Raw genomic sequence first — 26238 nt, forward strand, 5'->3', positions numbered from 1 at the left:
ATGCTGTTGAAATTCAACAGCACTTATTACGATAATTAGTATATGGATGTGTTTTCATGGTGGTGTAGAACGCCTGTTCTTAGCATACATTCTTTCATTTTTTGATATGTTCTTTCAATATCATGGTCCAGGCCAATTGAGAATCTGATTAATCCATCAGAGATTCCCATTGCAGTACGTTCTTCTTCAGGAATTTCAGAAGAAGTCGAACTACCCGAGCATGAGAATAATGTTTTGTAGAACCCTAAACTAACTGCTAAATAACCAAGATTTTCCTGTTGCATGAGTTCCATCAATTCGTTTGCTTTATCAGTAGTTCCAGCATCTAAAGTCATCAGTCCTCCAAATCCGTATTCTTCATACATCATGCTTTTCATCAGTTCATGGTTTTTATGAGAAGGTAATCCAGGATAAGAAACTTTTAATCCATCCTTTTCGAATCTTTCAGCCAGATATTGGGCATTATAACTATGCTGTTTCATTCGGATATGAAGCGTCCTCAGATTTTTTAAAATACTTGCCGAACGGAAACTGTCCATTGTGGGACCGAGAAGCATACACGCACCGTTATTTACGTTTTTCGTGTCATTAATGAATTCCTGTGTTCCACAATAAACACCACCTACTGTATCACTGCTTCCGTTGATAAATTTAGTTAAACTGTGAATCACTATATCAGCACCAAGTAAAGTTGGAGAAATTGAAAGCGGTGAAAAAGTGTTATCAACGATCAGTTTTAGGTTGTGTTTTTTACAGATTTCGGAAAGTTTTCTCAAATCTGCAACCTCAAGAAGCGGATTGCTTACACTTTCACAATAGATAACTTTAGTGTTTGGCTGTATAGAATTTTCAATAGATTCAAAATTATTGATATCTAAGAAGGTAGTTTCGATATTAAAAGGAGGAAGAAAATTTTTGAGAAATGCATAAGTCCCACCATATATAGTTCTGCTGGAAATAATATGATCACCACTTTTACATATCTGTAAAAGAACAGAAGTAATAGCTCCCATACCGGAAGCAGTAACATTAGCAGCTTCGGTATTTTCCAATTTAGCTAAAGCTTGTGCAAGGTAGAGATTCATCGGAGAAGAATGTCTTGAATATAAATAGCATCCTTCTGCATTCCCTTCGAAAGTATCGAACATCGTTTTAGCGGAAAGAAACGTATATGTAGAACTGTCAGAAATTGAAGGATTTACTCCACCAAATTCCCCAAAGTACTGCAAATCCTGTATCTCATTTGCTGCATTAAAATCTTTCATATTTTTTGTTTTTAAATTTGAACTATTTTAAGTTTTATTACAATGAAATATTTAAATATTAGAATATAAATCTATTATTTATTATTATATTAGAAAATATGTTTGTTATATTTGAATAATATAAACTTTTTCCAAAAAAAAATCTATGAGCTTTGATGAAATTGATAGAAAACTGTTGCTGTTTTTACAGGAAGATTCCAAGCAAACGACCAAAGAGCTGTCCTATAAACTAGGTTTATCAGTTACTGCAGTGTATGAGCGTATTCGAAAACTTGAAAATACAGGTGTTATTTCCAAATATGTAGCATTACTTGATAAGCATAAAATTGAGCGCGATTTTATGGTATTATGCCATGTAAAACTTATTCAGCATAAAAAAGAATATGTTTTACAATTTGAAAAAGAGGTAATGGACTTGCAGGAAGTTACAGAATGCTTTCACGTAAGTGGTGACTACGATTATATTCTTAAAATTTGTGTACAGGATATGGCGGATTACCGCAACTTTATGTTGACGAAACTGACCACTTTACAGCACATAGCAAGTACACACAGCTCCTTTATGATTTCTGAAGTGAAAAATACAACAGCCGTTATTCTTTAGACTAAAACTCCTTGTTTTGATAAGATAGGATCTGGAAGATCTTCTTCACCCATCATTTGTAGTAGATCGATTTCTATTGTTCGGCAAATGGAAAGCATTGGAATATCAAACATCAGTCCGGCAAAAGGGTTTTCAGAATAGTCTCCCACTAATTCCATAACAATATAAAGCCATCCGACAACAACACAGAAAGGGATACAGGTCCATAGTCCCCAAACACCTAATCTTGCAAATTCATTTACTAAACCCAATGGAAGGAGTATAATAAAAATAACAATAAGGATAAATCCCGTATTTGCAAATTGTCTTGGTGATGGAAATTTTTTTATTCTCTCCGCTCTCCCTTGATGTTCATAAAATTCATTAAGGCAGGTCTGAAGCTGCATCTGGTTAAAATCCGAAATGTAATTGTTATTCTTTAAATCATTGATTTCTTTTGCCTGTTTTGAAATGAGGTAGGTTGCAAAATTTTTATACTCTGATTGTAAATTGAATTCTTCTTCAGACAGGTATTTCCTTTGAAAAAGTAAAGTTCTGCCATAATCAGGAAATCCTGCTTTTATAAGCCTGTGACGTTTTTGATTAACGGCTCCGAAATGTCTGGTCAGGCTAATGTGTTCCCATTCTGTAGGAACTAACAACTGTTCACGGAAAGTGTAAAGCCATGCAATATGGCGGTACACTATTTCCTTTCTTTTTATATTCAAACGGTCTGAGTCTCCATTTTCAGTAGTAAAAGCATATATCATAGAACTAAATGATCGGCTGGAATTCACAATGCTTCCCCATATTTTTCTGGCTTCCCAAAGCCTATCATAAGCCTGATTGTTTTTGAAACCAACAAAAAAAGCTACCGCAGTTCCTACTAAAGCTACCGGAATCCATGGAATGACCATCCATTCCCAGTCAAAAAAATAAAAAAGCGCTACCACTAAGGTACACCAGCATGTAAGCCATATCAAATGGGCACCTGCCAAATGTAAAACTTGTTTATAATTAAAATACTTTGTTGTGATCATAAAAGGGATGTGTTTTTACTGAGGGTGTCTGGAGCAAAATAAATACCAAGTTGCATAAGGTATTGACTTATTTATTGATGTTAAAATAGAATTAAATGGTATTTATTAAATTTTTTTCTGTTTTAATGCTTCATAATTAAATAATATGCATAAATATATATTAAAATTATTAAAAAAATGCATAAAAAAACCTCTAAATATTTAGAGGTTATATATTGTAGATAAAATTTAATGTTGTAACATTTCTTCAATTTTCTTCGCTAACTTTTCGGCGTTTGGAAGCATTTCTTTTTCCAAGATAAGATTAATAGGCACTGCTGGGGTGTTTAAAGATCCCATTGTTTCTACAGGGGCATCAAGATATTTGAAGCAATTTTTAGAAATACGATGTGCAAAAGCTTCTGCAAATGAATTGTTGATCTGCTCTTCAGTAAGAACAATACACTTTCCATGGGCTTTTACTCTTTCAAAAACAAGCTCTTCATCGAGAGGAATTATTGTTCTCAGATCGATTACTTCAATTCTTCCGTTAAAGTTTTTAGCAGCTTCTTTAGCCCAATAAACTCCCATTCCATAGGTTACAACTAATAATGTTCTGCCTTTAGATATTTCGTCTTTCTCAGCTTCAATAATTACTTTTCCTTTTCCAAATGGTAAGATATAGTCTTCTGCAGGTTCTATCGTTTTTGCATCTTCAGTTCCCGGAACTTTACTCCAGTATAAACCTTTATGCTCCAACATGATTACTGGATTCGGATCATAATAAGCTGCTTTTAATAAACCTTTAAAATCAGCTGCATTACTTGGATAGGCTATTTTAATTCCTTTAATATTGGCTAATATACTTTCAACACTTCCACTGTGGTAAGGTCCACCACCGCCATAAGCTCCAATCGGAACACGAATGATGTTGCTTACAGGAAATTTTCCGTTACTTAAATAATTAGATTTTGAAATTTCTGTAATCAATTGGTTGATTCCAGGATAAATATAATCTGCAAACTGAACTTCAACAATTGGTTTTAAACCAACCGCACTCATTCCAACTGTGGAACCTATAATATATGCTTCCTGAATAGCCGTGTTAAAAACTCTTTTACTTCCGAATTTTTTTCCTAATGTCACCGTCTCACGGAAAACACCACCGATTCTTTCTCCAACATCCTGCCCATAAAGTAATGCCTCAGGGTGTTTCCACATCAATTCCTGGATAGCATGAATAGCAGCATCTACCATTACGATTTTTTCTCCACCCGCAGGCTCACGTGTTCCCACTTCTTCCACGATTGGTGTTGGAGCAAAGATATGCTGCATTACCGTTTCAGGTTTCGGATCTTCTGCTTTTTGAGCTCTTTCAAAAGCTTCTTCAGCTTCTAACCTTGTTTTCTTGGTAATTTGTTTTAATAATTCTTCATCAGCTCCAGTTTCCAGCAATTGTTTTCTAAGGATTTCTCCCGGATCTTTTGCTCTGTGTTTTTCTAGATCTTCATCATCTCTATAAAATTCTCTTCTAACTCCTGAAGTATGATGTCCGATAAGTACCGTTTTTGCACAAACCACTAATGGTTTTCTTTCAGTTCTTACAAAGTCTACGGCTTTCTTCATTACCTCGAAACTTTCTGCAAAGTCAGTTCCATCCACTCTCATTCTGCTTAAACCTGTAAATCCTGCAACAAAATCATAGGCATCACACGTTCTTGCCTCTTCTTTGGTTACTGAAATTCCCCATTCATTATCCTGTACCAGAAATATGATAGGAAGTTGATGTAAAGCAGCAAACTGTAAGGCTTCACTTACTTCACCTTCTGTTACTGAATTGTCTCCCAGACTGCATACCACAACAGGGTTGTTTTCAAAATTTTGTAAATTAAAATCCTGAATATATTTTATTCCCTGCGCTACTCCTGTCGTTGGAATGGTCTGCATTCCCGTAGCGGAGCTTTGATGAATAATTCTAGGCATTTTTTCATCTCTACTCGAAGGGTGTGAGTAATAAGATCTACCTCCGGAAAAAGGATCATCAGCTTTCGCTAATAGCTGTAGCATTAGCTGGTAAGGTTCAAAACCAATACCAAGTAGAATACTTTCATCTCTGTAATAAGGAGATACCCAGTCTTCTTTTTTTAACTGATAAGCTGTCGCTAACTGGATTGCTTCATGACCTCTTGAAGTACTATGAACATATTTACAAACATTTCTGTTTTCTTCGTAGATGTCTGCCATCGCTTTGGCAAGCATCATATGGGTATAAGCTTTAAGTAAAATATCCTGAGAAACTTTCTCGTGAAGTGTATTTTCCATAGGAAGCAAATATACATAAAAATTCAAAATACTAACAATCGTTAGTATTTTGAATTAACCTATTTGATTTATAGATTTTTACTTCATTAATTAAATATAATTTTAGAGTATTCTATTATTTTGATGGATAAAATATATGTCGTAAATTGATCTTAATTCACAAAAAACTAATTAAAGACAAAAAAAATTGGAGTAACTTTACATTCTCTTTTTTAATTAAAAAGCTAGAAAATACATGTATTTAGTTTTTGACACAGAAACCACAGGGTTACCAAAGAATTTCAATGCTCCACTTTCAGATTCAGATAACTGGCCAAGAATGGTACAGATCGCATGGCAATTGCATGATAATGATGGAACATTAATTGAAAATCAGGATTATATCATTAAACCTGAAGGTTATGATATTCCCTTTAATGCAGCCCGGATCCACGGGATTACTACAAAGATAGCAAATGAAGAAGGTAGGGATCTTGAGGAAATTCTTATGGAGTTTTCTAAGGTTCTGGAAAAAGTAAGGGTAGTTTCGGGACACAATGTAGAGTTTGATTACAATATAGTAGGTGCGGAATTTTTCAGAAAAAATATAAATGACCATCTTCAGGAGAAGCCGAAGGCTGATACCATGATCCTTGGGACCAATTTTTGTCAGCTTGGAGGAGGAAGAGGAGGGAGGTTTAAACCTCCGAAATTGGAAGAGCTTTATGAAAAATTATATGGAAATAAATTTGATGAAGCTCACAATGCTGCTGCCGACGTAAATGCTACAGCTCAGGTTTTCTTTGAAATGATGAGGATAGGAATTGTTCCTGCGGAGGTTTTGAAGATTTCTGAAGATCAGCTTTCTTATTTTAAATCATTATATCCAGATCCTATTAAGCCTTTCGGAATTGTAATCAGAAGGCAGGTTGCAGATTTTCATAATAAGAAAAAACAAACCGATTTTGGAAGTATTGATGAAATTGACCTTGGAAAATATTTCAACTTTGATAATCATAGTGTTTTCTCTACATTATCAGCAACATCCAGTATTTCAGATCTGATCAAAAAGGCGACCGATGATAATTTCCCAGCCGTAGGAATGGTGGATCTTGGAAATATGATGGGAGCCTTTAAATTTGTTTCAGCTGTAGAATCCACGAATTCAGATCGATCAAAAAAACATAAAGAATATCTTGCTAAAAAGCAGGAAGCCGAAGAACAGGGAGAAGCCTTTAATGAAGAGGAACCTGTTTTAGAACCTTTGATCCCGGTTGTAGGTTGTGAATTTTATATCTCTGATCGATACGAACAAAAGCAGTTTACGAAAGATGATCCAGATAGAAGAACGCAAGTTGTGTTGCTTGCTAAAGATTTTAATGGGTATAAAAATTTAGCGAAACTTTCCAGTATTGGTTTTCTAAAAGGATTTTATTTTGGGGTTCCAAGGATAAGCCGCGAATTGATAGCTGAATATAAAGAGGGTTTAATTGCTCTTACTTCCGGTATTCTAGGAGATGTTCCAAATGCTATTTTAAATACAGGGGAGCAAAAAGGAGAAGAGCTTTTTAAATGGTGGAAAGATACTTTTGAAGATGATTTTTATGTTCAGGTTCAAAATCACAACCTTCCTGAGGAGGAGCATTTAAATGAAGTCTTATTATATTTTGCAGATAAATATAATGTGAAAATTTTAGCGCAAAATGAAACTTTCTATACTAATAATGATGATTCTAATATTCAGGATATTGTAAGTTGTATCAAAGATGGGGAGAAGCTGTCAACGCCTGTTGGAAAGGGTTTCGGGAAAAGAAGGGGTCTTGCTACTGGTGAATATTATATAAAGAATAGTGATGAAATAAAGGAAACATTTCTAGCTTATCCGGATGCTTTTGAAGCGTATGAAGAGTTTTTCGCGAAATTCAGCCCCTATACTTTAAAAAGAGATGTACTACTTCCGAAGTTTGATATCCCACAAGAGTTTATACATGCTGAAGATGAGATAGATGGAGGAAAGCGTGGTGAGATGGCTTATTTAACGCATCTTACTTATGAAGGAGCAAGAAAGAGATATGGTGAGGATGGGATTACAGCAGATGTGAAAGAGCGTCTTGATTTTGAATTGGATGTAATTGCCAATACAGGATATCCGGGATATTTCCTTATTGTACAGGATTTTTGTAACGAAGCACGGAATATGGGAGTTTGGGTAGGTCCTGGAAGGGGATCTGCGGCAGGATCTGCTGTTGCTTATACAATCGGAATTACCAATGTAGACCCCATTAAGTATGATCTCCTTTTTGAGAGATTTCTGAATCCTGAAAGGGTTTCGATGCCCGATATTGATATTGACTTTGATGATGAAGGAAGGGACAGGGTTATTAAATGGGTAATTGAGAAGTATGGCCAGAGTCAGGTCGCCCAGATTATTACCTATTCAGTTCTTGGAGGTAAATCGGCTATTAAAGATGCCGGTAGAGTATTGGATGTTTCAATTCCAGAAACCAATAATATTGCAAAGCTAATTCCTTCAACACCAGGAATGAATATCGCTAAAGCTTTAGCAAAATATGATAAATTAAAGCCTGAAGAACAAATGCTCGTTGACGAGATGAGATATATTCTTGACAGCCCTGAAGATTCTCGTTTCGATGTTCTTGCGAGTGCAAAAAAAATGGAAGGCTGTATCAGGAACACTGGGATTCATGCTTGTGGTGTTATCATTACGCCGGAAGATGTAAGTAACCTGGTTCCGGTAACGATTGCTGCAAAAGATGCTGATATCTTAGTTTCACAGTTTGATAACTCGGTTGCAGAGAGCGCAGGATTGTTAAAAATGGACTTCCTGGGTCTTCGTACTTTAACGATTATTAAGGATGCTGTAAAATTGGTTAAAGAGCGACATAATGTAGATATTGATCCGGATACCATTCCTTTGGATGATGCTAAGACCTATCAGTTATTTAAAGAAGGTAGAACGATCGGTATTTTCCAGTACGAAAGTGCCGGAATGCAAAAGTATATGCGCGAATTAAAGCCTACTGTTTTTGCCGATCTTATTGCAATGAACGCTTTATACCGTCCGGGTCCTATTAAATATATACCTAACTTTATTAATAGAAAGCATGGTATTGAAGAGATTGTTTATGATTTACCGGAGACTGAAGAATATTTAAAAGAAACATACGGAATTACCGTGTATCAGGAGCAGGTAATGCTTCTGTCTCAGAAATTGGCGAACTTTACCAAAGGTGAAGCAGATACACTGAGAAAAGCAATGGGTAAAAAGCAAATCGATGTACTTAATAAAATGTATCCCAAGTTCATTGAAGGCGGAAAGATCAATAACCTTGATGAGGACAGGCTGAATAAAATCTGGAATGACTGGAAAGCTTTTGCAGAATATGCCTTTAACAAATCTCACTCGACCTGTTATGCTCTAATTGCTTATCATACTGCTTATTTAAAGGCGAATTATCCGGCGGAGTATATGGCGAGTGTGATGAGTAATAACATTAATAACACGGATTCAATTACGCTGTTTATGGAAGACTGTAAGAGTATTGGGGTTGATGTTTTGGGTCCTGACGTTAATGAATCTCAGTATAAATTTTCAGTAAATGAAAAAGGTCAGATCCGTTTTGGTTTAGGAGCGATTAAAGGGATCGGAGAGGGACCAAGTGAAGGAATTACAAAGGAAAGAGAAAACGGGAGGTTTAAAAATATATACGATTTCTTTGAAAGAATATTGCCATCTCAAATGAACAAAAGAGTTGCAGAAAGTTTAGTATTGGCAGGTGCTTTTGATGAATTGAGCTCTTTTCACAGAGGTCAGTATTTTGATATAGATATGGCTGGAAGGACAAATCTTGAAAGATTAATAAGATATGGACAAAGCTTTCAGGAAGGTAAAAATGAAATGGAAAATTCTCTTTTTGCTGATTTTGCCGAAGAAGTTCAGATCGAGCAACCCAAATTGGCACCTTGCCCGGAATGGCCTAATATGCACAAGTTAAATAAGGAGAAAGAAATTATAGGATTCTATCTTTCGGCACATCCTTTAGATGAATTTAAATATCAGTTCCAGTTTATACAGGGGCAGCTTTCTAAAAAAGCGGTATTGGAAAAAGATGAAGGCGAAAAATTAGTCGTAGATGAAGTTCCTATTCTTGAGGTAGATACACCAGATGAAATAGTAGATGTTGCAGAAATTATTTCTGATGAATTACTGACTGGAGAAGAAGAATTAATTGAGGAAGTCGTTAAAAAAGCTGAACCAAAAGGTAATTTTGGATTTTTAAATCTCGATGAGGTGGATGCTTTTAAAGAGCAGGCCTTTGCTAATAAACCTGAAGAATTATTTGAAGAAAAGAAAAAAGACTGGAAAACTTTACAAAAGGAGAGAGAGAATGGTGGTGCCGGAAAAGAATATACAGTTGCCGGTTTGATCACAGAATATAGAGTTCAGGATGGTTTTAGGAGTGGTGAAAAAGTAGCTTTCGTTACTTTGGAAGATTACTCGGGATCTTATTCTTTTAGGTTAGGGGATAGGGATTATATGAAATTGAAAGAAAAACTGGAAGTCCAACGCTTTGTTATCTTTAAAATAAAATTTGCTCAGGTAAAAGACGGAAGGGTTTTTGTAAATGTAAATGATGTTATTGAGCTTCAGGAGGCTTTTGAAAGATTTGCAAAAAGTATCTCTTTGGTAATGGATGTAATGGATTTCAGGCCGGAAGATTTGGAGTTTTTCAGAAACGTTCTTGATAAAAATAGGGGTGATCAGAAGTTTAAATTTTACATTAAGGATATGGATGATGATTCACAGATTGAAGTACAGTCGATGAAACATTCTGTTGACCTCAATGGAGACCTTATCAAGGAAATTCAATTACTCAATAAATATGAATTTTATTTGAACTAATTTATTAGAATTATATAATATAAAAAAGTGGCTTTTGGTCACTTTTTTTTGTTTGCAGTAAAAATATTAAAAAAATATTTCTAAAAATAAATTCTGCATTTTTGATGTTTTGTAGAAAAAAATTATGTGCAATAAGGGATGGGTTTTGTTTTTAAATGAATGATTATCAATTGTTTGAAATTAATTCCACAATTATTGATTTTTTAAGTAAAATCAAATGTTTGTTTAGTTTTGTTTAATAAAATTGGTTAAAAAACTTATTAATTGATAATGATTTTAATTAATAGTTAAATTTAATTGAAATATTTCATACTTTTATCGTCCAATTTAATTTTTTTACTACATATGAAAAAACTTCTACTATCGTGTATGTTAGCTCTCGGTATCGGGGCATCAGCACAAATTTTAGTCAATGAAAGCTTTGAGGGGTCAAGCTTACCTTCGGGATGGACAAGCAGTACGACCGGAACAGGGTCAACTAGTTCCCCCAGTGGATATGGAACAAGCGCGGGAACGCCTTGTGCTGGTAGTAAAGCGGTATATAAAAATATTTACGGGACAACTTATACAGGTTGGAATGTAACATATACTTCTACTGCTTCTAATGCAACAGCTCTTACTTATTCTTTTAAATACCTTGCAACAGGTTATGGAAGCACAGGTCCAATCAGCGGAAGCGTTGCTGCAGATTATTCTGTGGATGGCGGTACGAATTGGGTTGATTTGCTTAGTACTGTAACATTAGACAGTCCAAATGGTACTCCAATACCTTGTACTGCCGTTTCAGGAATAATCCCTGCGGGAACAATTCCAACCGGAGCCAGTTTTAAGCTGAGACTTAAAAGCACAAGTACGGCTACCGGAGATTTTTATATGGGTTTTGATGATGTTCAATTGTCACAAACTGTAACAAGTGCTCCTGTATGTACTACAATTTCTGCTCCTGCAAATGCTGCGACGGGAATTTCTATAACGCCTACTATAACTTGGGCAGTAGCTGGGGGTGCAACAAGCTACACCCTGAATGTAGGAACTACTGCTGGAGGAACTGATATCATCAACGGACTTGATGTAGGAGGTGTTACTTCATACACGATGCCTTCTGCAACACCTTTGGCTTATTCTACCCAGTATTATGTAACCATAATACCTAAGAATAGTATAGGGTCTGCAACGGGTTGTACTGGAAATTCATTTACGACGATAACAATGCCTTGTCCAAGTGTTAGCTCGCCTCCTGGTACTGCAACCGGAGTTTCAACCATACCTACTTTTGCTTGGAGTTCTGTTACTGGAGCTACCGGGTATAAAATTACACTGGGAACTACATCTGGAGGTACGGATATTTTAAACAATACAGATTTAGGTAATGTTACTTCGTATACAATGCTTACCTCTTTAAATCCATCAACGGTATATTATTATACAATTACTTCTTATAATGCAGTTACAAATTCAGGAACTTGTACTGAAAGGTCATTTACGACTACTTCAGTTGCTCCGCCAATTAATGATAACTGTGGAAATGCAACTGTATTAACTGTGAATGCTGATTTAGCATGTGGCGTTGTTACGGCAGGTAAGACATTGGGGGCTTCTCTATCTATGGCGGCAACACCTTGTAACGGAAATCCTGATGATGATGTTTGGTTTAGCTTCGTTGCTAGTGGTCCTGTGCATGTTGTTAAACTTTCTGATGTTGTTTCAACAGGTACAACGTCAACCACGGATATGTATTTCCAGGTATTAAGTGGTGTGTGTGGTTCTCAGACAAGTGTTTTATGTTCTGATCCTAATTCAGCTACTGTAAGTGGTTTAACGGCAGGTGAGACTTATTATGTGAGAGTGTATACTTATTCAGGATCTGGATACAATGCTAGTTTCAATATCTGTGTTGGAACACCTCCGCCACCGCCATCAAATGATAACTGTGCTAATCCTATACCTTTAACAGTAGGAGGTACATTTGATACTAATTTTATTACAACTACAAACGTTGGTGCAACAGCAGATGGTACAGCTCAATCTTGCCAAACAAGTGCAACAAACAATGTATGGTACTCTGTAGTGGTTCCGGCTTCTGGAACATTGAAGATTGAAACCAATTCAGTTGCAGGCTCTACCTTTAGTGATTCAGTTATAAATGTATTTAGCGGTACATGTGGTTCATTAACAAATGTTTCTTGTGATGATGATTCTTCAGCAGATGGTAACTTCTCGCTTGTTTCATTAACTGGTCAAACTCCAGGAGCAACATTGTTGGTAAGTGTTTGGAGATATTCTTCAGGTACAGGAACTGATGGGGAGTTTAAGATTTCTGCTTATGATGCTTCTTTATTAGGAACTAATGAGGTTTCTAATAATAAGAATAATCTTAAAGTTTATCCGAACCCATTTGCTGATGTATTGAATATTTCTGATGTATCTAAAGTGAAATCTATTTCAGTTTCAGATGTTGCAGGAAGATTGGTGAAAACAGTCATTAATCCAAGTTCAACCCTTCAGTTAGGAGAGTTAAAATCAGGAATGTATCTGGTAACACTTGAAATGAAAGATGGTTCTAAACAAACGATTAAAACAATCAAAAAATAAAATTCGATTTAATTTATAAATAATGATGGCAGCTAAAATATTAGCTGCCATTTTTGTATTGTATTTGTTATTTTATTAGTAAATTAGTTCCTTAAACACTATATACTTGAATTTATGACAAAATTTTTACTTTCATGCTTTTTCTTTGTAAGCATGGCCTTAAGCGCCCAGATTGATTTGGGTACAGGAAGTACTGATGTTGGAGTTGCTCCAATAAGTACCTATTACGGATACTCTTATGTACAACAGATTTACCCTAAACAGGAAATCAACGCAAATGCTGCCGGAAATATCACCGGTCTTAAATTTTATCTGGACCCAACGATGTCTTTGGCAAACTCATCAGATTGGGTAGTGTATTTGGGACATACTACAAAGACGAATTTTATTTCTGATACAGATTGGATTCCTGTTGCTCAGCTCACACAGGTTTATGCGGGAACGATTACCAATGCAAACGGAGTGGTAGAAATTACTTTTGCGACACCATTTCCGTATAATAATGTAGATAATTTAGTGATAGCTGCCGAAGAGAACTCTGCAGGTTATGATGATAATGATAATGATGAGGCGATGTATGTATATCCTTCAGCCCCTAATTCTCTACTTTTTTATAAAAATGATAGTACTAATCCAGATCCGACTACTCCTCCGGCAGGAAATTTAGAAGGATATAAGTCGGTGATAACTATTACCGGATTAACGATGAGTGCAATTCCAGCTTGTCCATTGATTACTTATCCAATGAACAACGCGACATTTGTTCCACTATCGCCAACAATTACCTGGAATGCCACTTCGGGAGCCACTAGCTATAAAGTGTCAATAGGTACAACACCAGGAGGAACTGATGTAGTTAATCAACAATCTGTAACAACCAACAGCTTTGCTCCGCCCACTGCATTAACTCCTAATACAATGTATTATTTACGAGTGGTGTCTGTGGCAGCTGCCGGTGAATCATCAGGCTGTTCTGAAATTGCGTTTACATCTGCACCACCATTACCTACAAATGATGACTGTGCAGCAGCAATTACTTTAACGGTAAACCCTGATCTAAATTGTGGTACTGTAACCTCTGGTTATACATTAGGAGCCACCGACTCAGGATTAATTCCTGATCCGTGTTATGGTGAACCGGATGATGATGTTTGGTTTAAATTTGTAGCGACCGGTACAACTCATAAAATTTCTCTTTTGAATGTGGCCTCAATTGGAACAGTTGATGATACTGATACTTATTTTCAGGTATTTAGCGGAGCATGTGGTACTTTATCAAGTATTTTATGTTCAGATGCGACTTCTTCTGTAGTTTCAGGACTTACTGCAGGTGAGACTTATTACGTAAGAGTATATAGTTATTCTGATGCAGGAAGTAATCAAAGTTTTGATATCTGTGTTGGAAGTATTCCACCACCACCAGTGAACGATGAATGTTCCGGAGCGTTAGTTGCTTCTACTTTCCCTTATACCTATGTACAAGCTGATGGAGGTGGTGCTACGAATAACGGCGGTTTTGTTAATGCTTGTTCTAATACAATGAATGATGGAACATGGTTTACATTTGTAGGCGATGGAGGAGTTTTTGATATTACAGTTACCATGCCGGCAAATAGTGATTTTGATTCACAAATAGGTGTCTATAGTGGTACTTGTGGAAGCCTATCATGTGAGGACACCGTTGATGATACGGGTTCAGGAGAATCAGAGACCATATCAATACCTACACTGTCAGGAAATACTTATTATGTAAATATTGGTAATTTCAGTGGATTTACAGATAATCTTGAGGGTGCATTTACGATCACTATTAGTAAAAATAATTTAGGAACTTCTGAGGTATCAGGAAATAAAAATGGTCTGAAAGTTTATCCAAATCCATTTAATGATGTCTTAAATATATCGGATATTGCTAAAGTTAAAACAATAACAATTTCTGATTTTTCAGGAAGATTGGTGAAAACTATTGATAATCCTGGTTCTGTACTTCATCTGAATGATATTAAATCTGGAATGTATTTAGTAACAATGACCATGAAAGATGGTACTAAACAGACAGTTAAAGTAATCAAAAAATAAAATAAAAAATTAACTTGTAAATAATGATGGCAGCTAAGTTTTTAGCTGTCATTTTTTTTATTTATATGCTGTTTTATTGGTAAATTAGTGTCTAAATAACAAAAACTTTAATTCATGAAAAAAATTTTACTCTCATGCTTATTGATGATAAGCATGGCTTTAAACGCCCAGATCAATTTGGGTATGGGAAGTATTGATGTTGGAGCAGCTCCAATAAGTACCTATTATGGGTACTCTTATGTACAGCAGATTTTTTCAAAACAGGAAATTAATGCTGATGCAGCTGGGAATATTACCGGGCTTTCATTCTATCTGGATCCTACGAAACCTATTGTAAATTCGTTAGATTGGGTAGTATATTTAGGCCATACAACAAAATCGAGTTTTGTTTCTGATTCGGATTGGTTACCAGTTTCGCAACTTACACAGGTGTATGCGGGAACTGTAACAAATATTAATGGAGTGGTAACAGTAACTTTTCCTACTCCGTTTCCTTATAATAATATTGATAATTTAGTTGTAGCTGTTGATGAAAATTCTCAGGACTATGATGATAATAGCGATGAGGTGATGAATGTATATCCTTCAGCACCTAATTCAACTCTTTATTTTAGAAATGATGGGACTAATCCGAATCCTTCTTTCCCTCCTATAGGAAATTTAGCTTCATATAAATCGGTGATTACCATTAATGGATTAACAAAAAAACCAATTCCGGCTTGTCCTTTAATTGTTTATCCAACGAATAATACAGTTTTTGTTCCATTATTACCGACCATTATCTGGAATGCCGTTGCCGGAGCTACAGGGTATAAAGTGTCCATAGGAACAACACCAGGAGGAACTGATATTGTTAATCAGCAGTCTGTAACAAGTGGTAGCTTTGCTCTGCCTACTTTACTAAGTCCTGATACCATGTATTATTTACGAGTAGTTTCTGTAGCAGCTGCCGGTGAATCATCAGGCTGTTCTGAAATTACATTTAAATCTGCACCACCATTACCGATAAATGATAATTGTATAGGAGCGAAGACCCTAACAGTGAATTCTGATCTGGATTGTGGTGTTGTAACCTCCGGTTATACATTAGGAGCCACACCTTCAGGATTAACTGCAGCTCCATGTTACGGTGATCCTGATGATGATGTTTGGTTTAAATTTGTAGCGACAAAGACAAGTCATAAAATTTCCCTTTTGAATGTGACCTCTATTGGTACATTTGACGATGATGATATCTATTTTCAGGTTCTTAGCGGAACGTGTGGTGTCTTGTCCAGTGTTCTGTGTTCAGATGCTACTTCATCTATAGTTTCCGGACTTACAATAGGCCAGACTTATTATGTAAGAGTATACAGTTATTATGATACGGGTAGTAATCAAAGTTTTGATATCTGTGTTGGAAGTATTCCACCACCACCGGTAAACGATGAATGTTCCGGAGCGTTAGTTGCTTCTGCTTTTCCTTATAATTATGTGCAGTCTGATGGGGGAGGAGCTACTAATAATGCTGGATTTATTACTGCATGTGATAACGGAATGAATGATGGAACATGGTTTACATTTGTAGGTGATGGGGACATATTTAATATTGCTGTTAGTATGCCGCCAGGTAGTGATTTTGATCCTCAGGTAGACGTTTACAGTGGTACTTGTGGTAATTTATCATGTGAAGGTACTGTGGACAGTATGGCTTCGGGAGAATCAGAATATATATCGGTAGCAACAGTACCGGGAACTACTTATTATATTAATGTGGGGCATTATAGCCAATTTACAGATGAATTGGAAGGCACATTCACTATTGATATAAGCAAAGGAACTTCTCAGTCTGACAAAAATGCTTCGGGAGCTTCTAAGGTTATACCAGTTACAAAAGGTAATGGAGTTTATCCAAATCCATTTACTGATGTTTTAAATATTTCAGATAGTGAAAATGTTAAGTCAGTTATGGTTTCTGACTTTGCTGGAAGAGTAGTGAAGACTATAGATAACCCCGATTCTGTAATTCATTTGAACGGTATTCAATCGGGATTGTATTTGGTGACAATGACTATGAAAAACGGTTCTAAACAAACAGTAAAAGTGATCAAAAAATAAATTTGATTCACGTATAAATAAAAAAGGTGGCCACTGGCCACCTTTTTTATTTATAGATTTCATTATTTAGCAGGGACAGGCTGTATATCTCCTGTACTCATATGTTCGAAAATGGTCGGAAAAAACATCACTAATATAAAATAAATGATGATCATTAAAGCAACTAAGGCGAAAAGGATAATTACTAAACTGTTTGGCTTATTTTTCTTTTGTGGTTCCATGATATTGTGATATTGGGTTAATAGATTAGTTTGATAATTAATATTAAGCTAATTTCTTGCCACATTGTTTGCAATACCTTGCATCATCATCAATATCTTCATTTCCACACCGATCACAGATCATTTCAAGATTTTGTCTTTTATTTCGCATTTCTGCTGTCACGATTCCCGTAGGAACAGCAATAATAGAATAACCAGCGAGCATCAGTATAACTGCAAAAAATTTCCCCATTGGCGTAATAGGAGATACATCACCATAGCCAACTGTGGTTACGGTAACAACAGCCCAATAGATAGATTGTGGGATCGTTTCAAAGCCTTGTCTTCCACCTTCTACCATAAACATCAGAGAGCCTACGATTACTGAGAAAATAATTAAGAATAAGAGAAAGATATAAATTTTTCTTGAACTGTTTTTGAGTGCCCGTACGATGAGATAACCGTCATTCATAAAATCCAGTAAATTGAAAATTCTGAAAACCCTCAACATTCTCAGCATTCTGAATATCAGGAAATACTTTGTGATTGGAAAGAAAAAACTTAGGTAAAAAGGAACCAGAGCCAGGAAATCTATAATGCCAAAGAAACTGAAAATGTAATTTTTTTTATTCTTGACAACTGTAATTCGCATCAGGTATTCAACAGAGAAAAACAAGGATATGATCCATTCCAGGATGATAAAAGTAATATGAAATCTTTTATCTAATTGTGGGACACTTTCCATCATGATAATAAGGGTGCTCCCAAGAATTAATGCTAATAGGACAATGTCAAAGAGTTTTCCCAGTTTTGTGTCGGATCGGTAAATAATACGGTACAGAAATCTTTTCCATAGGGTATCTTCAGGAACAAGATTGTGTTCTCTTTCCATAATAGGAGTTTTTTTAAATTTAAGAAATTATCCTTATTTTCGTAGCAAACATACATAATAAATGACAATTCGTGAAGTAATTTCAGAAATAGAAAAACGCATTCCAATACAGCAGGCAGAAGATTTTGACAATGTAGGTTTGTTATGTGGGTTTCCTGACCGTGAGGTAAATGGAATTCTGGTTTGCCATGATGCTCTGGAGAACGTCATAGGTGAAGCTATTGAAAAGAATTTGAACCTTATTGTTTGTTTTCATCCTATTATTTTTTCAGGATTAAAATCTTTAACCGGAAAAAACTATGTAGAAAGGGTTGTTTTAAAGGCAATTGAAAATAAGATTGCCATCTATGCAATTCATACCGCTTTTGACAATGATTTCTTTGGTGTAAACGCAGGAATATGTAATCAATTAGGATTAAAGGATCTAAAGATTCTTCAGCCTAAAAAGAATAGTTTGAAACAACTTACAGTTTTTGTCCCGAAAGATCATTCTGAGCAGATGAAAGAATCTCTTTTTTCTGCAGGGGCCGGAAATATTGGATTTTATGACGAATGCAGTTTCAGTATTAAAGGTAATGGTACTTTCAGACCCATCGCAGGATCAAATCCTTATTCAGGACAGCATGATGTACGGGAGAATGCAGATGAAAATATGATTTCGGTCATTTTTGAAAGCTATAAGCAAAATCAGATTATTTCGGCTATGAAATCTTCACACCCCTATGAAGAAGTTGCCTATCAGATTTATAGTCTGGATAATGAAAATCAATATTCAGGATTAGGGATGTATGGAGAATTTGAAGAAGAAATGGATCAGAAAGATTTTTTACAATTTGTAAAAGAGAAATTTAACCTTGAAGTGATAAGACATTCCGGGTTCAATGATAAGAAAATCAAAAGAGTAGGCGTTTTAGGAGGTTCCGGAGCGAGTGGGATAAAATCTGCCTTATCTAAAAAATGCGATGCATACCTCACTGGAGACGTTAAATATCATGACTTTTTTCTGGCAGAATCAAAAATGTTGGTTTGTGATATAGGTCATTATGAATCAGAACAATGGGTTGTGCAACAATTATTTGAAATTTTGTCACAAAAATTTAGTACATTTGCAATCTCAAAATCCAACGAAAAAACAAACCCAGTAAATTATTTCCTTTAGATATGGCAAAAACCAACGATATTTCAGTTGAAGAGAAATTAAGAGCTTTATACGATTTACAAATCATAGATTCAAGATTGGATGAAATCCGAAATACAAGAGGAGAATTGCCAATTGAGGTTGAAGATCTTGAAATCGAAATTGAAGGGCTTGAAAAAAGAGCTGAAAAATTTCATGCAGAAATTAAAGATCAGGACGATCAGATCAAAACAAAGCATGAAGTAATTAACCATGCTAAAACTTTAATTGATAAATACAAGTCTCAACAAGATAACGTAAGAAACAATAAAGAGTTTGAAGCTTTAGGTAAGGAGATTGAATTCCAAGATCTTGAAATCCAGCTTGCTGAGAAAAGAATTAAAGAATTTGGTGTTAAAATCACTCATAAAAATGAGACGGTAGACGAACTAAATTTAAAAATCAACGATTTGAAGAACCACTTAAAATTCAAAAAAGAAGAATTGGAAGGTTTGGTTTCTGAAACTCAGAAAGAAGAAGATTATTTGATAGAACAATCTAAAGAATATGCAGGTAAAATTGACGAGAGATTACTAGCTTCTTATAACAGAATCAGAACAAACTCTATAAATGGTTTAGCAGTTGTAGGATTAGAAAGAGGTGCTCCAAAAGGATCATTCTTTACAATTCCACCACAAAAGCAAATGGAGATTGCTCAAAGAAAGAAAATTATTATTGATGAACATTCAGGAAAAATCTTAGTGGATGATGAATTGGTAATGGAAGAAAACGAAAGAATGAAATCTGTAATTAAGTTTTAATTACCGTTTTTTTAAATATAAAAGCTGTTTCAGAAATGAGACAGCTTTTTTTATTTATAGTTTCTTTATATTCTTTTTAAACCACAAAAGCCACAAAAAGTTTTAAACACTTCAGTCATCATGAAAGTCCTCGAATATTGCATATAAAGAACATATAAGTATCTTAAACCTTTGATCTTAGTAGATCAGGATAGTCAGGATTAGTGTCATATTCTACGTATAAAAATAGTCATTCCATTTGTCAGAAAACGAAATTCAAATTGACTCTGGTCTAAACCTGAATATATAAGATACAAAAAAACCGCTTCAATAAAGAAGCGGCTGATATTTTTATTCATGATGCTCATACATCTTATTGTATAAGTCTATAAACTTCTCTTTAATTGCTTTTCTTTTTAATTTTAAAGTAGGAGTCAGGAGTCCGGCATCAATACTCCAGACTTCTGGAGTTAGCTCGATTTTTTTAATTTTTTCCCAATTTCCGAGATGTTCATTAATACCATCGATCTCTTTTTCTATTCTTTCTTTTAACTCTGGACTTTTAGCGATCTCCTGTGGAGTAGAACCTAAGTTTATGTTATTTCGCATTGCCCAGCTTTTGGCAAATTCAAAGTCAGGCTGAATAAGTGCACAAGGCATTTTTTCACCATCACCAACCACCATAATTTGTTCAATGAACTTGGAAGCTTTTGCCTGGTTTTCGATAATTTGTGGTGCGATATACTTACCTCCGGATGTTTTAAACATTTCTTTCTTACGATCAGTGATTTGTAAGAAGCCATCAGCATCAATATTTCCGATATCTCCGGTTTTGAAATACCCGTCATCCGTGAAAACTTCTTTTGTCATTTCTTCATTTTTAAAATAACCTTTAAAAATAGAAGGACCTTTTACTGTTATTTCACCGTCTTCCTGAATTTTTACATGTAAGTTATCTAAAGGCAAACCAACAGTTCCGATTTTCATTTTGTCGAAGCTGTTTACAGAAATTACCGGAGAGGTTTCCGTTAATCCATATCCTTCCAGAATTGGAATTCCGGCATTTTGAAACATCAGATTTAATCTTGTAGATAGTGCTGCAGAACCTGAAACAAGAGTTACGATTTCACCACCCAATCCTTCTCTCCATTTTGAGAATACCAGTTTATCAGCAATGATCTCGAAAAGTCCTGATGGTTTTGAAACCTCTTTCTTTTTAGAAATAAGGTTTAAAGCCCAAAAGAATATTTTTGTTTTTAATCCACCGGCAGAAGATCCTGTACTATAGATTTTATCATATACTTTCTCCACTAATCTTGGGACAACACTCATATAGTGAGGCTTAACTTCTTTTACATTCTCACCCATTTTATCAATGCTCTCGGCAAAATAAACTGAAAAACCATTGTATTGGAACAGGTAGAAAAGCATTCTTTCAAAAATATGACAGATCGGTAGAAAGCTTAAGATCCTGGTATCCTTATAATCAAGGCCTTTTTTCTTAGGAATTCTAGGAACTGATCCCAGAACATTAGAAACAATATTATGATGCGTAAGCATTACTCCTTTAGGCCTTCCTGTGGTTCCTGATGTATAAATAATCGTTGCCAGATCCTCGGAATTGATTGCGTTAGAAAGCTCTTCTACTTCAATTTGTGTAGAATCATCTTCACCCAGATCCAAAATTTCGCGCCAATTGGCAGCACCACTTATGGTGTCAAAAGTGAAAACTCCCTGCAAAGATGGTATATTGTGTTTCACTTTCATTACTTTAGTAAGCAATTCTTTATCGGAAACAAAGCAGTATTTTATTTCAGCATTACCAAAAATGAATTCATAGTCTTCATGAGATATGCTTGGGTAGACAGGCACAGAAACCACTCCGATCTGAGAAAGTCCCAAATCCATGATAGCCCATTCTGTACGCGTATTAGTTGTAATTAGAGCAATTTTGTCCCCGGGTTTAATTCCAAGTTTTAAAAGACCTCTGGATATTTTATTTCCTTGATTGATAAATTCTTGCGTAGATGTTTTTTTCCATTCACCCTGATGCTTTGTCACAAACATATCCGTTTTAGGAAATTTATCCAAAGCATGATGAGGTATATCGAATAATCTTTTGATCGTCATAATTTTTTATGTAATTTTTAAAGAAATTTAAATATAAGCATTTTTGTGAAAACAGCATAAATCTACTCGCAATTTTCGGATATCAAATATTTTTTCAGGTTTGCTTAAAAAGTGTAAATTTACGACCATCTAATTATTAATTTTTATGGACTTTAATTTATCGGAAGAACAGCTGATGATTCAGCAGGCAGCAAGAGATTTTGCACAAAACGAACTATTACCAGGGGTTATTGAAAGAGATCGCGATCAAAAATTCCCAACTGAACAAGTGAAGATGATGGGTGAAATGGGACTTTTAGGAATGATGGTAGATCCTAAATATGGTGGAGCAGGTATGGATAGCGTTTCTTACGTTTTGGCTATGGAGGAGATTGCAAAAGTGGATGCCTCTGCAGCAGTTGTAATGTCTGTAAACAATTCATTAGTTTGTGCTGGTCTTGAAAAGTTTGCTTCTGAAGAACAAAAACAAAAATATCTTACACCTTTAGCGAGTGGGAAGGTAATCGGTGCATTTGCTTTATCTGAGCCTGAGGCAGGATCTGATGCAACTTCGCAAAAAACAACTGCAGAAGATAAAGGGGATTATTATCTTTTAAATGGAATTAAAAACTGGATCACAAATGGAGGAACTGCTTCTTACTACGTTGTAATTGCTCAGACTGATCCTGAGAAAAAGCATAAAGGAATCAATGCATTTATCGTAGAAAGAGGTTGGGAAGGTTTTGAGATCGGACCAAAAGAAGATAAATTAGGAATCAGAGGGAGTGATACACACTCTTTAATGTTCAATAATGTAAAAGTACCTAAAGAAAACAGAATTGGAGAAGATGGTTTTGGTTTCAATTTTGCAATGGCTGTATTGAATGGAGGTAGAATAGGAATTGCTTCTCAAGCTTTAGGAATTGCTGCAGGAGCTTATGAATTGGCGCTTAAATATGCTAAGACAAGAAAGGCTTTTAAAACTGAAATTATCAATCATCAGGCTATTGCTTTTAAATTAGCAGATATGGCGACGCAGATTACTGCTGCAAGAATGCTTTGTTTCAAGGCTGCAACAGAGAAAGATGCTGGAAAAGATATTTCTGAAAGTGGGGCTATGGCAAAATTATACGCTTCTCAGGTAGCTATGGACACTTCTATTGAAGCGGTACAAATCCATGGTGGATATGGATACGTGAAAGAATACCACGTTGAAAGATTTATGCGTGATGCTAAGATCACTCAGATTTATGAAGGAACTTCTGAAATCCAGAAAATCGTGATTTCCAGAAGTATTTCAAAATAAAAACATAAACAAACACAACTACTTATGAAAAAAACTTGGTGGATCACTCTGGGAATCGTTTTACTTCTAATAGGAGTATTCGTATGGTATAAGTTTTTCTTCGTTTTTGGCGAAGGAGTAAAGTCAGGTTATCTGAACTATGCTATTAAAAAAGGCTATGTATTTAAAACCTATGAAGGTAAATTGATTCAGGAAGGTTTTGGAAGAGGAAAGACTGGAAGTATTACAAGCTATGAGTTTGAATTTTCTGTGAATGATCCCGAAGTTTTTAAACAATTGGAAACAAACAGTGGTAAAACCTTTGATCTTCATTACAAAGAATACAAAGGCACATTACCTTGGAGAGGAAACACAAAATATGTGGTAGATAAAGTAGTAAATATGAAATAGTAAAAGGCTCTCAATTTGAGAGCCTTTTACATTCACGCACCACAAAATATTAAGATATAATATTATTTTTTTTCTTTTTAATACAGTAGCTAAAAAGCAGATTAAAGTTTATTTGATGATCAGTTGACCTGATTTTGGAAATTGATCGATGATATCATCGCCCACACCAAAATTACCTTTTAAAATATCTCTCGGATTTCCACCAATCCAGCTGCTTAAATCAATAGCTTCGTATAAACCATTATTAAAACCAAGCAATACAATAAGTTTTTCAGTACCTACATTTTTGATGTAATGTCCGGCTCCCATTGGAACATAGCCAACATCACCTTTTTCAAATTTGTCTTTCACAAATTGTCCTTCTGCCAGAAAAACACCCATTTCCGCTTTTCCTTGAATGTAATATTGCCATTCGTCAGCATTTGGATGCCAATGCATTTCACGCAGTCCACCGGGTTCAATTTCAAATATACTTCCGGTAATGGTTTTAGCAATGTGAAATTCTTTCTGGGTAACAACTCTCTGGATGCCACCACCTGGTATAACAATGGGCTGTTGTGATCCTAGTGGATATCGGTGCTTTGAAACTAGACTTACTTCATTTCTTGGAGAAGCCAGACCAGAATAAATATCAGGAAGCTCACACTGGGCAAAATAGGCTTCACCCTGATAAAGCTGTTTTACTTCTTCCTGAGTTATTCCTAAATTTTGTGCGGCAATTTCTACCGGAACACTAGAAATAAAATCTGTAATACTGAAGGTATGATCCTCAGAAAAATCTCCATTATCAAATATGAGTATAAAATGACAGCTTTCACTGCTGATACACTGTAAAACATGGCCAAAACCTCTTGGGAAGTACCAAACATCACCGGGATTGAAAATGTCTGTAGAAACCTCTCCCTTGGGATCAATTACTGTCGTCCGCATTTGACCTTTCAAAACATATCCCCATTCTGCAGCGTTGGCATGCCAATGAAGTTCGCGAATGGCTCCCGGCTCTAAATGCATACTTACCCCGGCAAGATTTTCTGAAGCTTTAAATTCTTTTACCGAAACACCTCTTGTAATACCACCCGGTCCAAGTCGTGGTTCTTTTTTTTCGAGCTCATATTTGAAGTTAGGAAGGTGGTTCATTGGTGTTAGTCTTTAAGTTTTAATTTGGTATTATAAAGTTAACGAAGAATATTTTCCTTAAGTACCTGCAGATGATTAAAATATTATTAAAAATAAAAAATCCATCAGCGATGATGGATTAGAATGTTAGTTAGACTGGTTATTAGGGATGTTTTTATTTTTCTTTTTGTAGAAATAATATCCGATTCCTATAATTAAAAATAAAGGCCAAAAGGGAAGCATAAACAAAAAGATACCTGTAATTACACTCCAGCCAGAAGAGATCGCATCAAAAGATTCATCTCCGAAACTTTTAGGTTTATCGATTCCTGTATAACCTTCAGTAGTTCCATAAAGTGTAATTTCTAAATCAGACATTGTATTTTCAACATAATTCTGTCCGGATATTTCAGTTCCCTTATTTTCAATAACACCAATCCTGCTTATATCATCCATTAGATAGTCAAGCTTCTGAATAGGAACCTTTACTTTTAGATAGGCAATTTTTTTTTCATTGTTATTTAGAGAAATATTTTCACTTTGTATAAAACCATCATATTTTTTCACTTCCTGAGTTACGATGTCTTTTGCGGTTTCAGTATTTTCAACATTTAATTCTAGTGTTCCGGTCTTTAGCATTTTGTTTTTAGGAGGATTCAATTCATCATTTTCTTTCTTTTTTTATCCTTATAAATCACTTTAGTTTCTTTAATGATCTTTGGAGAAGGTACATTGATCACAATTTTTTCAGAGCCTTTTTTAGTTGAGTCCTTTTTTTCTATTTTAGATTCTAATTTAGTAGAAGCTATTTTATTAGATAAGGAATCTACACTTTTTGAGGTCGCTTCAATTTTTTCTTTGATCACATTTTTTGTGTCATCAAATTCTTTGATTTTTACATTGGCCGAATCAAAAACGGCTTCCGCTGTATTGGTTATATCACTGATCTTATCAGATGTGGCTGTAACGGTACTATCGGCAGATTGTACTGCTCCTTCAAGCTGAGATTTTGTTGCTTCACTTTTTTTACACATGATGAAAGTGCTGGATACTGCAACTAGTAAGATGAACTTTTTCATAAGATTAATTTTTTTGATGAAGTAAAATTAGCAGGGCTATCAAAGTTGTTTTTGTAAATGAGGCGTATTGTTTTGGTAAATCTGTAAATATTTAATATCTAGTGGATTAAAATGATTTACAATTTTTTTACAAGAATTTTTACAGGTGTATTTGATTTCTTGGAAGAATTAAAGGAATGATTGTAATTAAGATTTTACAGAATAATTGTGTGAGGGATAATTAAAAAATATCACCATATCAATTGGTAATCAAAAATAGTGGAGATCGTATGAAAGTGAATTGTTCAGACAAATCTGGATTTTTTTAATGAAGAGAATGCCTATTGTCTCGTGGTGAATGTTTAATTAGTTGATTTTTAAAAGGTTTTA

General features: G+C 35.1%; 18 protein-coding genes. 9 read left to right on the forward strand and 9 right to left on the reverse strand.

The window, feature by feature from the left end; all coding sequences use genetic code 11:
• Positions 1-35: 35 nt before the first annotated feature.
• Positions 36-1265: an aminotransferase class I/II-fold pyridoxal phosphate-dependent enzyme gene (locus NG806_RS22090; RefSeq protein ID WP_261511364.1), complete on the reverse strand. Its 1230-nt coding sequence runs from the start codon at positions 1263-1265 to the stop codon at positions 36-38.
• Positions 1266-1410: 145 nt separating this feature from the next.
• Here NG806_RS22090 and NG806_RS22095 point away from each other — a divergent pair, with 145 nt between their 5' ends.
• The gene (locus tag NG806_RS22095) at positions 1411-1869 is read left to right on the forward strand and encodes an Lrp/AsnC family transcriptional regulator (RefSeq protein ID WP_214826381.1); all 459 of its coding nucleotides are present in this window, start codon (positions 1411-1413) and stop codon (positions 1867-1869) included.
• On the opposite strand, the gene NG806_RS22100 is transcribed toward NG806_RS22095, so the two are convergent.
• Together NG806_RS22100 and NG806_RS22105 are read right to left on the reverse strand one after the other, a co-directional pair.
• On the reverse strand, positions 1866-2888 hold the full coding sequence (locus tag NG806_RS22100) for a bestrophin family protein (RefSeq protein WP_261511365.1): 1023 nt from the start codon (positions 2886-2888) through the stop codon (positions 1866-1868). The two genes, NG806_RS22095 and NG806_RS22100, sit on opposite strands and share 4 nt — an antisense overlap.
• Positions 2889-3116: 228 nt before the next feature.
• Positions 3117-5189 (reverse strand): alpha-ketoacid dehydrogenase subunit alpha/beta, encoded by a 2073-nt coding sequence (locus NG806_RS22105; protein ID WP_261511366.1) that lies wholly within the window; start codon positions 5187-5189, stop codon positions 3117-3119.
• Between the two features lie 235 nt (positions 5190-5424).
• Between NG806_RS22105 and dnaE the strand changes: the two genes are divergently transcribed.
• The 4 genes from dnaE to NG806_RS22125 all read left to right on the forward strand — a co-directional run bounded on the left by dnaE (position 5425) and on the right by NG806_RS22125 (position 16860).
• Positions 5425-10092 (forward strand): DNA polymerase III subunit alpha, encoded by a 4668-nt coding sequence (gene dnaE / locus NG806_RS22110; protein ID WP_261511367.1) that lies wholly within the window; start codon positions 5425-5427, stop codon positions 10090-10092.
• 345 nt (positions 10093-10437) lie between these two features.
• Positions 10438-12684: a T9SS type A sorting domain-containing protein gene (locus NG806_RS22115; protein ID WP_261511368.1), complete on the forward strand. Its 2247-nt coding sequence runs from the start codon at positions 10438-10440 to the stop codon at positions 12682-12684.
• 114 nt (positions 12685-12798) lie between these two features.
• Entirely contained in the window at positions 12799-14763 is a 1965-nt protein-coding gene (locus tag NG806_RS22120) for a T9SS type A sorting domain-containing protein (RefSeq protein ID WP_261511369.1), read from the forward strand.
• 114 nt (positions 14764-14877) lie between these two features.
• Complete coding sequence (locus tag NG806_RS22125; protein ID WP_261511370.1) at positions 14878-16860, forward strand: T9SS type A sorting domain-containing protein; 1983 nt, start codon at positions 14878-14880, stop codon at positions 16858-16860.
• A gap of 62 nt (positions 16861-16922) precedes the next feature.
• Here NG806_RS22125 and NG806_RS22130 read toward each other — a convergent pair whose 3' ends face one another.
• Together NG806_RS22130 and NG806_RS22135 are read right to left on the reverse strand one after the other, a co-directional pair.
• Entirely contained in the window at positions 16923-17081 is a 159-nt protein-coding gene (locus tag NG806_RS22130; RefSeq protein WP_214826372.1) for a hypothetical protein, read from the reverse strand.
• A gap of 43 nt (positions 17082-17124) precedes the next feature.
• On the reverse strand, positions 17125-17952 hold the full coding sequence (locus NG806_RS22135) for an ion transporter (protein WP_214826371.1): 828 nt from the start codon (positions 17950-17952) through the stop codon (positions 17125-17127).
• A 61-nt stretch (positions 17953-18013) separates the two neighbouring features.
• Here NG806_RS22135 and NG806_RS22140 point away from each other — a divergent pair, with 61 nt between their 5' ends.
• Entirely contained in the window at positions 18014-19111 is a 1098-nt protein-coding gene (locus NG806_RS22140; RefSeq protein WP_261511371.1) for a Nif3-like dinuclear metal center hexameric protein, read from the forward strand.
• 2 nt (positions 19112-19113) lie between these two features.
• Complete coding sequence (locus NG806_RS22145; RefSeq protein WP_214826367.1) at positions 19114-19890, forward strand: zinc ribbon domain-containing protein; 777 nt, start codon at positions 19114-19116, stop codon at positions 19888-19890.
• A 330-nt stretch (positions 19891-20220) separates the two neighbouring features.
• Here the strand turns inward: NG806_RS22145 and NG806_RS22150 are convergent, their stop codons facing one another.
• The gene (locus tag NG806_RS22150) at positions 20221-21999 is read right to left on the reverse strand and encodes an AMP-dependent synthetase/ligase (RefSeq protein WP_214826364.1); all 1779 of its coding nucleotides are present in this window, start codon (positions 21997-21999) and stop codon (positions 20221-20223) included.
• A gap of 145 nt (positions 22000-22144) precedes the next feature.
• Between NG806_RS22150 and NG806_RS22155 the strand changes: the two genes are divergently transcribed.
• Entirely contained in the window at positions 22145-23284 is a 1140-nt protein-coding gene (locus NG806_RS22155) for an acyl-CoA dehydrogenase (RefSeq protein WP_214826363.1), read from the forward strand.
• A 24-nt stretch (positions 23285-23308) separates the two neighbouring features.
• Entirely contained in the window at positions 23309-23674 is a 366-nt protein-coding gene (locus tag NG806_RS22160) for a hypothetical protein (RefSeq protein WP_214826361.1), read from the forward strand.
• A gap of 108 nt (positions 23675-23782) precedes the next feature.
• Here the strand turns inward: NG806_RS22160 and NG806_RS22165 are convergent, their stop codons facing one another.
• The 3 genes from NG806_RS22165 to NG806_RS22175 form a co-directional block, all read right to left on the reverse strand.
• Entirely contained in the window at positions 23783-24811 is a 1029-nt protein-coding gene (locus tag NG806_RS22165) for a cupin domain-containing protein (protein WP_261511372.1), read from the reverse strand.
• A gap of 126 nt (positions 24812-24937) precedes the next feature.
• On the reverse strand, positions 24938-25429 hold the full coding sequence (locus NG806_RS22170; RefSeq protein ID WP_261511373.1) for a DUF4349 domain-containing protein: 492 nt from the start codon (positions 25427-25429) through the stop codon (positions 24938-24940).
• A gap of 17 nt (positions 25430-25446) precedes the next feature.
• Positions 25447-25869, reverse strand: a complete 423-nt coding sequence (locus NG806_RS22175) for a hypothetical protein (RefSeq protein ID WP_261511374.1) — start codon at positions 25867-25869, stop codon at positions 25447-25449.
• Positions 25870-26238: the final 369 nt, after the last annotated feature.

It is taken from the genome of Chryseobacterium paludis (assembly GCF_025403485.1).
Classification (GTDB): Bacteria; Bacteroidota; Bacteroidia; order Flavobacteriales; family Weeksellaceae; genus Chryseobacterium; species Chryseobacterium paludis.

What these genes read in the sequence shown, in the direction of transcription:
- NG806_RS22115 (WP_261511368.1), top strand. Translation starts at nt 10,438, where the DNA reads ATGAAAAAACTTCTACTATCGTGTATGTTAGCTCTCGGTATCGGGGCA.
- NG806_RS22095 (WP_214826381.1), top strand. Translation starts at nt 1,411, where the DNA reads ATGAGCTTTGATGAAATTGATAGAAAACTGTTGCTGTTTTTACAGGAA.
- NG806_RS22165 (WP_261511372.1), bottom strand. Translation starts at nt 24,811, where the DNA reads ATGAACCACCTTCCTAACTTCAAATATGAGCTCGAAAAAAAAGAACCA.
- NG806_RS22120 (WP_261511369.1), top strand. Translation starts at nt 12,799, where the DNA reads ATGACAAAATTTTTACTTTCATGCTTTTTCTTTGTAAGCATGGCCTTA.
- NG806_RS22155 (WP_214826363.1), top strand. Translation starts at nt 22,145, where the DNA reads ATGGACTTTAATTTATCGGAAGAACAGCTGATGATTCAGCAGGCAGCA.
- NG806_RS22130 (WP_214826372.1), bottom strand. Translation starts at nt 17,081, where the DNA reads ATGGAACCACAAAAGAAAAATAAGCCAAACAGTTTAGTAATTATCCTT.
- NG806_RS22175 (WP_261511374.1), bottom strand. Translation starts at nt 25,869, where the DNA reads ATGAAAAAGTTCATCTTACTAGTTGCAGTATCCAGCACTTTCATCATG.
- NG806_RS22170 (WP_261511373.1), bottom strand. Translation starts at nt 25,429, where the DNA reads ATGCTAAAGACCGGAACACTAGAATTAAATGTTGAAAATACTGAAACC.
- NG806_RS22145 (WP_214826367.1), top strand. Translation starts at nt 19,114, where the DNA reads ATGGCAAAAACCAACGATATTTCAGTTGAAGAGAAATTAAGAGCTTTA.
- NG806_RS22140 (WP_261511371.1), top strand. Translation starts at nt 18,014, where the DNA reads ATGACAATTCGTGAAGTAATTTCAGAAATAGAAAAACGCATTCCAATA.
- NG806_RS22135 (WP_214826371.1), bottom strand. Translation starts at nt 17,952, where the DNA reads ATGGAAAGAGAACACAATCTTGTTCCTGAAGATACCCTATGGAAAAGA.
- NG806_RS22100 (WP_261511365.1), bottom strand. Translation starts at nt 2,888, where the DNA reads ATGATCACAACAAAGTATTTTAATTATAAACAAGTTTTACATTTGGCA.
- NG806_RS22160 (WP_214826361.1), top strand. Translation starts at nt 23,309, where the DNA reads ATGAAAAAAACTTGGTGGATCACTCTGGGAATCGTTTTACTTCTAATA.
- dnaE (WP_261511367.1), top strand. Translation starts at nt 5,425, where the DNA reads ATGTATTTAGTTTTTGACACAGAAACCACAGGGTTACCAAAGAATTTC.
- NG806_RS22150 (WP_214826364.1), bottom strand. Translation starts at nt 21,999, where the DNA reads ATGACGATCAAAAGATTATTCGATATACCTCATCATGCTTTGGATAAA.
- NG806_RS22105 (WP_261511366.1), bottom strand. Translation starts at nt 5,189, where the DNA reads ATGGAAAATACACTTCACGAGAAAGTTTCTCAGGATATTTTACTTAAA.
- NG806_RS22125 (WP_261511370.1), top strand. Translation starts at nt 14,878, where the DNA reads ATGAAAAAAATTTTACTCTCATGCTTATTGATGATAAGCATGGCTTTA.
- NG806_RS22090 (WP_261511364.1), bottom strand. Translation starts at nt 1,265, where the DNA reads ATGAAAGATTTTAATGCAGCAAATGAGATACAGGATTTGCAGTACTTT.